9 protein-coding genes, 14 tRNA genes and 2 rRNA genes are annotated in these 10795 nt (G+C 49.7%); 23 read left to right on the top strand and 2 right to left on the bottom strand.

The window, feature by feature from the left end; genetic code table 11:
* The 15 genes from EVJ33_RS14670 to EVJ33_RS14600 all read left to right on the top strand — a co-directional run.
* Window positions 1-121, top strand: a 23S ribosomal RNA gene (locus EVJ33_RS14670); the annotation flags it as partial.
* 99 nt (window positions 122-220) lie between these two features.
* A 5S ribosomal RNA gene (gene rrf / locus EVJ33_RS14665) occupies window positions 221-336 on the top strand.
* 8 nt (window positions 337-344) lie between these two features.
* Window positions 345-419: transfer RNA gene (locus EVJ33_RS14660), tRNA-Asn, on the top strand.
* Between the two features lie 13 nt (window positions 420-432).
* Window positions 433-523 (top strand) — tRNA-Ser (locus tag EVJ33_RS14655).
* 19 nt (window positions 524-542) lie between these two features.
* Window positions 543-617: transfer RNA gene (locus EVJ33_RS14650), tRNA-Glu, on the top strand.
* A 17-nt stretch (window positions 618-634) separates the two neighbouring features.
* A tRNA-Met gene (locus EVJ33_RS14645) sits at window positions 635-708 on the top strand.
* 8 nt (window positions 709-716) lie between these two features.
* Window positions 717-792 (top strand) — tRNA-Asp (locus EVJ33_RS14640).
* 27 nt (window positions 793-819) lie between these two features.
* A tRNA-Phe gene (locus EVJ33_RS14635) sits at window positions 820-895 on the top strand.
* Between the two features lie 3 nt (window positions 896-898).
* Window positions 899-982 (top strand) — tRNA-Tyr (locus EVJ33_RS14630).
* Window positions 983-985: 3 nt separating this feature from the next.
* Window positions 986-1056 (top strand) — tRNA-Trp (locus EVJ33_RS14625).
* Between the two features lie 18 nt (window positions 1057-1074).
* A tRNA-His gene (locus EVJ33_RS14620) sits at window positions 1075-1150 on the top strand.
* Between the two features lie 6 nt (window positions 1151-1156).
* A tRNA-Gln gene (locus EVJ33_RS14615) sits at window positions 1157-1231 on the top strand.
* 4 nt (window positions 1232-1235) lie between these two features.
* A tRNA-Gly gene (locus EVJ33_RS14610) sits at window positions 1236-1310 on the top strand.
* Between the two features lie 8 nt (window positions 1311-1318).
* Window positions 1319-1392: transfer RNA gene (locus tag EVJ33_RS14605), tRNA-Cys, on the top strand.
* A gap of 9 nt (window positions 1393-1401) precedes the next feature.
* Window positions 1402-1482, top strand: a tRNA-Leu gene (locus EVJ33_RS14600).
* A gap of 105 nt (window positions 1483-1587) precedes the next feature.
* On the opposite strand, the gene EVJ33_RS14595 is transcribed toward EVJ33_RS14600, so the two are convergent.
* Entirely contained in the window at window positions 1588-2247 is a 660-nt protein-coding gene (locus EVJ33_RS14595) for a DUF6241 domain-containing protein (protein WP_131438235.1), read from the bottom strand.
* 291 nt (window positions 2248-2538) lie between these two features.
* Here EVJ33_RS14595 and desA point away from each other — a divergent pair, with 291 nt between their 5' ends.
* The 7 genes from desA (at window position 2539) to EVJ33_RS14560 (ending at window position 7665) form a co-directional block, all read left to right on the top strand.
* On the top strand, window positions 2539-3558 hold the full coding sequence (gene desA, locus EVJ33_RS14590) for a Delta(5) desaturase DesA (RefSeq protein WP_131438233.1): 1020 nt from the start codon (window positions 2539-2541) through the stop codon (window positions 3556-3558).
* A gap of 225 nt (window positions 3559-3783) precedes the next feature.
* Window positions 3784-3854, top strand: a tRNA-Gly gene (locus EVJ33_RS14585).
* Between the two features lie 78 nt (window positions 3855-3932).
* Entirely contained in the window at window positions 3933-5081 is a 1149-nt protein-coding gene (queG, locus tag EVJ33_RS14580) for a tRNA epoxyqueuosine(34) reductase QueG (protein ID WP_131438247.1), read from the top strand.
* Window positions 5071-5505, top strand: coding sequence for a methylated-DNA--[protein]-cysteine S-methyltransferase (locus EVJ33_RS14575; protein ID WP_131438245.1), 435 nt, complete (start codon window positions 5071-5073; stop codon window positions 5503-5505). Before queG ends, EVJ33_RS14575 begins: the two co-directional genes overlap by 11 nt.
* 10 nt (window positions 5506-5515) lie before the next feature.
* Window positions 5516-5989 carry a tRNA (uridine(34)/cytosine(34)/5-carboxymethylaminomethyluridine(34)-2'-O)-methyltransferase TrmL gene (gene trmL / locus EVJ33_RS14570; protein WP_114166442.1) on the top strand — a complete coding sequence of 158 codons (474 nt, stop codon included), beginning with the start codon at window positions 5516-5518 and terminating at the stop codon, window positions 5987-5989.
* Between the two features lie 225 nt (window positions 5990-6214).
* Window positions 6215-6772: a DUF5366 family protein gene (locus EVJ33_RS14565; RefSeq protein WP_131438231.1), complete on the top strand. Its 558-nt coding sequence runs from the start codon at window positions 6215-6217 to the stop codon at window positions 6770-6772.
* Window positions 6769-7665, top strand: a complete 897-nt coding sequence (locus tag EVJ33_RS14560) for a hypothetical protein (RefSeq protein WP_131438229.1) — start codon at window positions 6769-6771, stop codon at window positions 7663-7665. The genes EVJ33_RS14565 and EVJ33_RS14560 overlap by 4 nt, the downstream gene beginning before the upstream one ends.
* A gap of 29 nt (window positions 7666-7694) precedes the next feature.
* Here the strand turns inward: EVJ33_RS14560 and EVJ33_RS14555 are convergent, their stop codons facing one another.
* Entirely contained in the window at window positions 7695-9482 is a 1788-nt protein-coding gene (locus tag EVJ33_RS14555) for a transglycosylase domain-containing protein (RefSeq protein ID WP_236634654.1), read from the bottom strand.
* A gap of 152 nt (window positions 9483-9634) precedes the next feature.
* On the opposite strand from EVJ33_RS14555, the gene EVJ33_RS14550 reads away from it, so the two are divergent.
* Window positions 9635-10789, top strand: a complete 1155-nt coding sequence (locus tag EVJ33_RS14550; RefSeq protein ID WP_131438225.1) for a glucose-1-phosphate adenylyltransferase — start codon at window positions 9635-9637, stop codon at window positions 10787-10789.
* Window positions 10790-10795 lie beyond the last annotated feature (6 nt).

Raw genomic sequence — 10795 nt, 5'->3', positions numbered from 1 at the left:
TGAGATTTCCCTTTGAGCAATCAAGAAAGACCCCTCAGAGACGATGAGGTAGATAGGTCATGGGTGGAAGCACGGCGACGTGTGGAGCTGAATGATACTAATCGGTCGAGGCTTTGATCTAGTCTAATGGTTTGTGTGAATTGATGAGTCTTCAGTTTTGAGAGAACAATCTCTTAAAACATATTGACGTTATGACTAAATAATGTTAATATAATACTTGTCTGGTGGCGATAGCGAAGCGGCCACACCCGTTCCCATGCCGAACACGGAAGTTAAGCGCTTCAGCGCCGAAAGTAGTTGGGGGTCTCCCCCTGTGAGGATAGGACGCTGCCAGGCAAGATCGTTCCGCAATAGCTCAGTGGTAGAGCAACCGGCTGTTAACCGGTAGGTCGTAGGTTCAAATCCTACTTGCGGAGCCACTTTTCTCTTTTTGGAGAGCTGTCCGAGTGGCCGAAGGAGCACGATTGGAATTCGTGTAGGCGGCAAAACCGTCTCAAGGGTTCGAATCCCTTGCTCTCCGCCAGTTTTTCAATCAAAAGTATGGCCCGTTGGTCAAGCGGTTAAGACACCGCCCTTTCACGGCGGTAACACGGGTTCGAATCCCGTACGGGTCACCATTTAAAGTTTATATCGTCGCGGGGTGGAGCAGTCTGGTAGCTCGTCGGGCTCATAACCCGAAGGTCGTTGGTTCAAATCCAGCCCCCGCAATTATCAGTGGTCCTGTGGTGTAGTGGTTAACATGCCTGCCTGTCACGCAGGAGATCGCGGGTTCGAATCCCGTCAGGACCGCCATTTTTTTAATTGAATTACTACATACATGGCTTTGTAGCTCAGTTGGTAGAGCAAAGGACTGAAAATCCTTGTGTCGGCGGTTCGATTCCGTCCAAAGCCACCATGTGGGGGGGTAGCGAAGTGGCTAAACGCGGCGGACTGTAAATCCGCTCCCTCGGGTTCGGCGGTTCGAATCCGCCCCCCCCCACCACTTAGGGGCATAGTTTAGCGGTAGAACTACGGTCTCCAAAACCGTCAGCGCGGGTTCGATTCCTGCTGCCCCTGCTTTCTAATATAATTATGGCGATTGTGGCGAAGTGGTTAACGCACCGGATTGTGATTCCGGCATTCGAGGGTTCAATTCCCTTCAGTCGCCCCATTTTATTGGGCTGTAGCCAAGTGGTAAGGCATCGGATTTTGATTCCGACATGCGTAGGTTCGATCCCTTCCAGCCCAGCCATTATGCGGAAGTAGTTCAGTGGTAGAATACGACCTTGCCAAGGTCGGGGTCGCGGGTTCGAATCCCGTCTTCCGCTCCATTCAATTTGGCGCCATAGCCAAGTGGTAAGGCAGAGGACTGCAACTCCTCTATCGTCGGTTCGATTCCGACTGGCGCCTCCAACATAATATGCCGGTGTGGCGGAATTGGTAGACGCGCACGACTCAAAATCGTGTTCCTCTGGAGTGTCGGTTCGACTCCGACCACCGGTATCCGTAGATCCTAGCTGAGGCTAGGGTCTTTTTTTGTGTTTATGTAAGATGTGAAGACTCCGTCAGAGATGAAAATGTTGCTGGCCGCAATGAAAAAAAGAACCATCACGGAGATGATTCTTCAAATGACGTGTACGTCGCTTCGTCTAAAGTATGTAAGTAATCGGGTCCGAAGTTATTCAGAATAAAGAGTTCTTCTTCGTTCTCAGTCGCCAATCCGTTAGAGAACCCTCTGCTCGCTTGCAGGAAGTGCAACAAACGATTCTGTTCTTTGTCAGATTGAGAAAAATCACCTTGCGACCAGTGATCGAGCATCGTTTTTAATTCCGCATGCATACTGTCTCCGATTTTGAATTTGGTTTTTAAGAGCTCCAAATAGTCAGCCGACTGTTGAATATTGTCTGGGGTCATCGGAATCGCTCCCCATTTGGATCGGGCCGATATTTTTTGATGTGTCATCAAGTGCATGTTTTTAATCAGTTCGGTTCGGCTAGGATTCTCCTCATTGAAGGAGACGTCTACTTCAACACGAGTTTTGGCGGTAGAGTTTCCTCTTAAGTTCAAGGGGTCTTCCTTAGATATTTCTAGTTGAAGCTCTTTGACGCGTTTTGCATAGTGGTCATCAAGGTCTTCATTCTCGACACCTTGACTCAAATTTTTATAAAACGTATAGCTGACAAAGAAGACCGGGATGAGCAAGATAAGGACGCTCGTCATGATGATCAATCGCTTAGGGGTAAATACTTGTTTCAGTTTTTGAGACAATATCTTTTCCTCCTATCTTTACATAGTTGGATTTTAACACACTTCAAATACCATTAATCCCATATAAGGAATTTTAATGGGAATTATTATAAAGGAATGAATATTTGCTTCAATTACTCGTCTAGAATGAACGATTTATTATCTGTGATGTGATATAATTACCTGGTATTAATTTTTTGACAAATTGATTCTTATGATGACGGATGCCGTCGTCAATCTCATAATGTATTTGGTTTCATATTTCATCTTTGTAGTCGTCAACGCTGTATGTAATTGAGGAGGAAGTTGTACATGAGTAAAGAAAAAATCGCCCAGCTCCGGAAACACGTCTCGCCGTTTGAAAAGGCCGATGTGAAGAAGAGCATCCGACAGATGATCAACACGATCTTGCCGTTTCTTGCTGCCTGGATCCTTGCTTATCAAGCGCTCCAAATTTCGGTCTTCTTGACCATCCCGCTCGCCATCGTGGCAGCAGGCTTCGTCGTCCGAATGTTCATCATTTTCCACGACTGTACGCACGGCTCGTTTTTCAAAAATAAGAAAGCGAACGCCATCGTCGGGACGATCATGGGCATCTTGACGTTATTCCCGTATGAGAAATGGAAACGAGAGCATTCGATTCACCACGCTTCGAGTGGGAATTTAGATAAACGGGGAGTCGGTGATATTTGGGTCATGACAATCGAAGAATATGTTGAAGCTTCGAAATGGACACGCCTCCAATATCGTCTATATCGGAACCCGCTCGTCATGTTCGGTCTCGGACCGTTGTTCTTGATTCTTATTACGAGCCGCTTCAACCGGAAAGACGCACGTAAAAAAGAGCGCAACAACACGTATCTCATCAACTTGTCGCTCGTCGTACTCTATGCGCTCGTCATCGCGCTCGTCGGTTGGAAAGCGTTCTTGATCGTACAAGGGACGACGATGTTCACGGCAGGTGTCCTCGGGATTTGGTTGTTCTACGTCCAGCATACGTTCGAAGACTCGTATTTCGAGGACGAGAGCGAGTGGGATTATGTGAAAGCAGCAATTGAAGGGAGCTCGTATTACGAATTGCCGAAAGTATTGCAGTGGGTGACGGGTAACATTGGCTTCCACCACGTGCATCACTTAAGCCCACGCGTACCGAACTATAACCTAGAGCAAGCCCATACGTCGACACCGCCGCTCCAAAAAGCGACGACAATCGGTCTATGGTCGAGTTTGAAGTCGTTGCGCTATAAACTGTACGATGCCAAAAACAAGACGTTCGTCACGTTCCGTGATATTAAGCATTTACTTCGGGAACCAAAGACATCGTCAATGTAATAGATATTCCTGCCGACACAGTCGGCAGGATATTTTTATATCGCTACGTTTATTTTATATTAAGATATGGTTTGAAGAAGAGGATTAAGGGAATTATAGGTATTCATACATGATAAATATAGATTTCATAAGCCATCAAAGAAATTTATTCAAAAGTGTTGACTTCTGAAAGGTATAGATGTATATTGATTGTAGTCGCTTTTACAGCTGACTCATTTGAACCATGCGGGTGTAGTTTAATGGTAAAACCTCAGCCTTCCAAGCTGATGACGAGAGTTCGATTCTCTTCACCCGCTTCATCATCTCTCTGCCGACTGGCGGGGAGATTTTTTGTATGCGAAAATAGACACGAAAGAGGTGATTCGATGAACGGGATGGATCCGGAGACACTTAAACAAAAGATTGTGGCGTATGCGACAACAATCGGGATTGACGAGTTGAAAGTGACGACCGCTGACCCGTTTATCGTCATGAAGCAACGCCTTGTGAAGCAACAAGAGAAAGGATTCGCGTCGGGGTTCGAAGAGCCTGACTTGGACAAGCGGACGACACCGACGCTGTTGCTTGAAGAAGCCCAGTCGATCATCGCCATCGCCATTTTGTATCCGAGCAAATTGAAGGATGCGCCACGGAGTGTGGCCGATGAGCGACGCGGTTTGTTCGCCCGGGCATCGTGGGGACTCGACTATCATCGCGCTGTCGGCTCGAGGCTCGAGCAATTACAGGTGTATATTGAACAACTCGTCCCGGGCGTCCGGACGCGCTCGATGGTCGACACGGGCGAACTCGTCGACCGGGCGGTGGCCGAGCGGGCCGGAATCGGCTTCAGCGGCAAAAACTGTTCGATCATCTCGCCGGAGAAAGGGTCGTATCTCTATTTAGGGGAGATGATTCTCGACACGTATTTGCCTCCCGATGAAATGATTGAGGATGGCTGTGGCGAGTGTACGAAATGCATGACGGCTTGTCCAACGACGGCGCTTATCGAACCAGGTGTGCTCGATGCCAAACGTTGTATCGCTTATTTGACGCAGATGAAGACGCTCATGCCGCGCGAGTTTCGTTCGAAACTCGGCGGGCGGCTCTATGGATGCGATACGTGTCAACAAGTCTGTCCGTATAATCGGAAAAAAGACTGGCGTCATCACGAGGAACTGCTTCCGGAAGCAGAAATCGTCAAACCGTTGCTCGTCCCGTTATTGAATTTGAGCAATCGGGAGTTCAAAGCGAAGTTTGGTCATCTATCTGGCGCGTGGCGTGGGAAAAAGCCGATTCAGCGGAATGCGATTTTAGCATTGGCCCATTATCAGGAACCATCGGCCGTACCTGTGCTTGAAGGCTTCATCCGACAAGATGAGCGGGAAGACATGCGAGCGACGGCGGTCTGGGCGATCGGTGCAATCCTCGGACCTGAGGCCGAGACGATTTATCAACGAATCGAAGCGACAGAGACGTCGGAGCTCGTACATGAAGAGATTCGATTATTCCGAGAGGAGTGGGACCGTGAAGACCGTGTCATCTAAATGGGGAACGTTAGTCTATGAATTGAATGCACAAGAGAAACTATGTGCGTTAGACTTTGCGGAGACGGGAGCGGATGATGGTTCGGCACCGGCATGGCTGACCGATCTGATTGAACGCGTGGAGCGGAACGGACTTCAACCGTCTGACCGTGAGTGGATCGAGATGAACGGAACTGTCTTTCAGCAAGAAGTATGGGATGCCCTTTTAACGATTCCTTTCGGTGAGACGAGGACGTACAAACAAATCGCCGAACAGGTCGGTCGACCAAAAGCGGTGCGCGCGGTCGGTCAGGCGCTGAACCGAAATCCGTTGCCCGTCATTTTTCCGTGCCACCGAGTCGTCGGTAGCGGGGGACAACTGACCGGTTTCGCAGGCGGTCTACATCAAAAACAACGATTACTTGATCTCGAACAAGTGAAGTGAGGAGTGTATTATGGCAATTCATGTAGTAATGTTCCAACCAGAAATCCCGGCGAATACAGGTAACGTCTCGCGTACATGTGCCGCGACGAATTCGGTGCTCCATTTGATTCGTCCGTTAGGTTTTTCGACGGATGACAAGATGCTCAAGCGGGCAGGTCTCGACTATTGGCAGTTCGTCGACGTCCGTTATCACGACTCGCTCGATGAACTGTGGGCCGAGCACCCGGACGGAGAGTTCTTCTATATTACCAAGTATGGGGAACAGTACCCGAGTGACCTTGATGTATCTGACATCGAGAAAGACTATTTCTTCGTCTTCGGGCGTGAGACGAAAGGGTTGCCGATGGAAGTGATCGAGGATAACCTCGACCGCTGTATCCGTTTACCCCAATCGAACCTCGTTCGATCGCTCAACGTCTCGAATACGGCAGCCATTATCGTCTATGAGGCGCTCCGCCAACAAGGATATGCTGGATTAAAATAAAAAAGAGCCGGATTCGTGAGAATCTCGGCTCTTATTGATTACCTTCAGGTTTTCTGTTGTATCCAGCTGTAAAGATAGCTGCGAGGAAGACGACGCTGATTCCGACCATTAGTAACAAACCCATCTGAAAATCCCCCTTTTGTTCTCCGTGACTACGAATATTATAATATACTTGATAATAGATTTGCACTGAATATGAGAAATTCTTGTGAAATTGGAGCCGATATGAAAACAAACGTATACTTGTTAAGCTATGCCCCGTTGATTGGGATCATTTTATTCTCGATGTCCCTCGCCATCGCCACGAGCGAGTATGTGATTCAATGGCTGACGCGTATTGGTGTGTACAGCGAGATCATCGCCCTGTTGTCTGTTCAAGAGTCGAAAGTGCTCGTCCTCGTCGTGTTTTTTACCGTCTACTTCATGCTGTTCAGCGCCTTCAAGCTCGTAGCCGATACGTTCAACCAACTCGGATTCGCTTTCTTTGCGCGTGAAACGAACGGTAGCTCGTTACATCGGTTGAAACCAGGGGCGACGATTTTCTTAGTGGGTTCGGGAATCAGCTTTTTGTTTTTGAATTCGCTTCTCGCGGTCGTCGCGGTATTGCTTGGCACGTTCGTTCTTTATTTGTTCTATTACATATGGCAAGTCAGCCAGTTGATGTCGACGCTTCGTGCCATCGGTCTATTGTTAATTCAAGCGATGATGTGGGCGATTCTTTTGAGTGGTCTCGCTTGGGCCATGCTCCGCTTGTTTAACTCGGTCGGAGACATCATATTATGAGGGTGGATGGGACGGTTCAAATCACTCCGCGTGAAGAGGTGGTCCGGGAATGGGAGGCAACGCTCCTTTCACCGATGGACTTGTTTATGGCGGACGAACATCTCGTGACGCAACTAGGCACACAGGCATCGGTCTTGATCATTCCGCGAGCAGAATTTGATGTGCACCCGTCTTACCGGGACGTCCGAGTCGCCAATGCCTATACGTTTTGGACCATCGACCGCGCGGCGCCCTTTGTCTTGCATGCGTCGCCTGGTTGGGTTGAGACATTACCGCGCGACGTAAGACATGACCTACTTGTCTATCAAGTCATGATTGGACGGGGGCTTGTCTTCCCGGCGACCAGCGATATGTCGGACGAACAGTTATCGTCTTCAATCGTGGCGTGGGGCGACACGTCTCACCTCGTGTTGCATCAAGCTGTCTGGCAAGCGATGACGGATGCCACCCGTCGCCGACTGACGTTGACGTATGCAAACGGCTGGGACGCTTGGACGGTACATCCCGTCCCGTCAACCTGTCCAGATCACGTACGACGCCTTGCCAACACGTTCCCGGTCAACTCGGGAAGTAACTGTCTGGCGGCGACGCTGTTCGCTGTGACGAAAGAGGAATGGATCGCTTCGCAATGGGTCCATCCGGGTACGTTCCTCCAGACGCTCGGGCAGGTGGGGTATGTACAAATCGAGACAGAGATGATGGAGGCAGGTGACGTGCTCACGTTCGTCGATGAGGCTGGCCGGGTCCAGCACGCATCGTATTATCTTGGAGATCAGCTTTTCTTCAACAAGAACGGGCAGACGATGTTCAATCCGTGGAAGCTGATTCATGAGAGTGAATTGTTTGAGTCATGGGGAAGCTACACGTGCCACTCCTATCGAAGACGGCAATAAGGTCAGGGACACGTGTCCCTGACCTTATTTTAGCGATGTGCCTCTGTCCAGATGATGGCAGGATAGGCCCGATTGGCGAGCTCCGGGAACGGACGCGGCGTATCGGCACCGAGCCAAATCGCCGTAATCGTTTCGTCGGTCAAGCCGACATACCACATGTCTTTATGCGAGTTCGTCGTGCCGGTCTTGCCGCCGACGTAAGGACGTTTGATTTGCCCGGCATACCGTCCGGTCCCGTACGTCGTGACGGAAGACAATGCCTCGCGCATCGTCGAAACGGTTGCTTTCGACCAAACGGCTTGTTTCGTCACGTTTGGCGTGAGTGTCGGCGCCCCCGATTCGAAACGAATCTGTTTGATCGTCTGCCCGGACGTATATACCCCTTGATTCAAGAACGGGGTATAGGCCGCGGCGAGTTCTTTCGGGGAGACGCCTTGCGTCAAGCCGCCGAGCGCACTGGCCAGGCTGTTGTCGGTCTCGACGTCCCATTGGCTGAACATCATGTCTGCCGTCGTATACGCTGCCTCTTGATCAATCGCGGTGAAGGCGGCGAGCGCCGGCGTATTGTAGGAGTAGGCGACCGTGTCACGTAACGACACATCGCCGAGCACACGATTGCCGCTGTTCGTCGGACAATAGGTGCCATAACAGACCGGCCGGCCGTCAAGGATTGTATCGAGTTTGGCACCGGTCTCTTCAATATATGGTGCGAAGACGAGGACAGGTTTGATGGCCGATCCGGGTTGACGGAACGCTTGTGTGGCCCGGTTGAACTCGCCGCTTTGGGTCATCTCCGAATCGACGAGGGCGACGATTCGACCGTTCGGTGTCAGTTCTGCATATCCGCCGTTTAGCCCGCTCGGCAGCTTCGTCATCACTTGTTTAGCTTGCTTTTGACGGGCGACGGACAAATAGGTGTCGATTGTCGCTTGATTCGTCGCCAAGTAGTCTCTGGCCGCGTCGTCATCGAGGTCGTAACGTGCGCGGACGAGTCGAACCGCTTCTTTCAAAACCGTATCCATATAATCGGGATACCGTACAACGTGTTGACGATAGGTCGCCTTCAGCTTCACGCCGTGGTGCGTCTCGTACGTTTGTTTCGATATCACATCCGCATCCCGTAGCTGGGTAAGGATTCGGTCCTTTCGCTTGTAAAATGAAGCTGATGGGTCGAGCGGATCATATAAAGATGGATTATTCGGAACGGTCAACAGGAAAGCGATTTGATTCCAGTTCAAATCTTCAAGCGAACGGGCGAAGTACGTCTCGGCCGCCGCCTGAATCCCGTAAACATTATGTCCAAAGAAGATGACATTGCTATAGGCAGTCATAATTTCTTTTTTGCTATATTGTTTTTCGAGCGCACGAGCGAGCAATAATTCTTTCACTTTTCGCTCATACGTCCGTTCATGTGTCAAATACACGTTACGAGCGAGCTGTTGAGTGATCGTACTTCCGCCCTGTAACGACGATTCGTTGGTGTTATGAATAAATGCCCGAGCAATCCCGCCAAGGTCATATCCCGGGTGGGCATTGAACTTGCGATCTTCGATGACCATGATTGCCTCGCGGATATGTGCCGGCAACCCGGCGACAGAGACATCATCCCGTCGGCCGCTCAAATACAGTTGTTCTGTTCCGCCTTTATACGTCAACGTGACGGCGTGTTTCGAAGCAAGCGGAGCCGCATCGACCGTCTTTTCACCCCACGTCAAAATCTGCTTCGTCTGTTCGATTTCCTCTTTCAACGCCCCGCTGATTGTCAGACCGGAGGCGAGCAAACCGGCAAAAAATAGGGCCCCCATCCACACTCGCATCGTCTCACCTCTCTCTCTGTTCATTATATCGTCAATTTTTCAATAAAATTCAAAATGTAAACGTTATCATATAATAATTTGGGCAGGAATACATTAGGAAATAGAGAAAGAGGGTAATAGATGTTTATATTATGAATTTAGGAGGCTGTACTATGAAGCAAGAAATGGTTGCGATGCTCCTCGCAGGAGGAGAAGGGAAACGACTTGGGCCTCTCACACGGAAGACAGCGAAGCCTGCTGTTAACTTTGGAGGGAAGTACCGGATTATCGATTTCCCATTGTCGAACTGTACCAATTCGGGAATCACGACGGTAGGCGTCTTGACACAATATGAACCGCTTGAGTTGAACCGTTACCTAGGCATCGGGTCGGCCTGGGACTTGGACCGCCGCAATGGTGGCTTGGCGATCTTACCGCCATACCAAGCGCAGTCGGGGAAAAACTGGTATGAAGGTACGGCCAATGCCATTTATCGGAACTTGAGCTATATCGATGATTATGATCCAGAGTACGTGTTGATCCTATCGGGGGACCACATTTACAAGATGGATTACGAGAAGATGCTCGATTTCCATAAAGAGAAACAAGCGGATGTCACGATTTCGGTCATGGAAGTTCCTTGGGACGAAGCACCACGCTTCGGAATTTTGAACACGAGCGATGACCTTCGCATTAATGAGTTTGACGAGAAGCCGGAAAAACCGAAGAGCAACTTGGCCTCGATGGGGATTTATATCTTCAACTGGAAAGTGTTACGGGAGCACTTGATTCAAGATGCAGAAGACGAGACATCAAGTTTCGACTTCGGCAAAAATATCATTCCGAACACGCTCCTCGACGGTTTAGACGTGTTCGCGTATAAATTCAAAGGTTACTGGAAAGACGTTGGGACGATTCAATCGCTTTGGGAAGCCAACATGGACTTGCTCGAAGAAGATCCACCGTTCGATTTATACGATCCTGACTTTAAAATCTACTCGGTCAACCCGAACCAGACACCTCAGTTCATCGGCAAAGATGCCTGCGTCGAACAGTCGGTCATCAACGAAGGCTGTCGGATTGAGGGCGAAGTTCAACATTCAGTTTTGTTCTATGATGTGCGCGTCGGTGAAGGGTCGCTCGTCAAAGACTCGGTCATCATGCCGGGAGCACGGATCGGAAAAGATGTAACGATTCACAGAGCCATCGTCGCAAGCTGTGCCGTCATTGAGGATGGTGCGACGGTTGGTGAGCCGGGTGGTGAGATTGTTGTCATTGAACCACATGAAAACATTGAGAGCGGCACAGTCTTCAAACAACGTGCTTGATTTAAA

Origin of the sequence: Exiguobacterium sp. SL-10 (assembly GCF_004337025.1) — a bacterium.
Classification (GTDB): Bacteria; Bacillota; Bacilli; order Exiguobacteriales; family Exiguobacteriaceae; genus Exiguobacterium.
The sequence above is the reverse complement of the archived record's forward strand: the minus strand, read 5'-3'. Positions and strand labels throughout refer to the sequence as shown.

What these genes read in the sequence shown, in the direction of transcription:
- desA (WP_131438233.1), top strand. Translation starts at nt 2,539, where the DNA reads ATGAGTAAAGAAAAAATCGCCCAGCTCCGGAAACACGTCTCGCCGTTT.
- queG (WP_131438247.1), top strand. Translation starts at nt 3,933, where the DNA reads ATGGATCCGGAGACACTTAAACAAAAGATTGTGGCGTATGCGACAACA.
- trmL (WP_114166442.1), top strand. Translation starts at nt 5,516, where the DNA reads ATGGCAATTCATGTAGTAATGTTCCAACCAGAAATCCCGGCGAATACA.
- EVJ33_RS14565 (WP_131438231.1), top strand. Translation starts at nt 6,215, where the DNA reads ATGAAAACAAACGTATACTTGTTAAGCTATGCCCCGTTGATTGGGATC.
- EVJ33_RS14560 (WP_131438229.1), top strand. Translation starts at nt 6,769, where the DNA reads ATGAGGGTGGATGGGACGGTTCAAATCACTCCGCGTGAAGAGGTGGTC.
- EVJ33_RS14555 (WP_236634654.1), bottom strand. Translation starts at nt 9,482, where the DNA reads ATGCGAGTGTGGATGGGGGCCCTATTTTTTGCCGGTTTGCTCGCCTCC.
- EVJ33_RS14550 (WP_131438225.1), top strand. Translation starts at nt 9,635, where the DNA reads ATGAAGCAAGAAATGGTTGCGATGCTCCTCGCAGGAGGAGAAGGGAAA.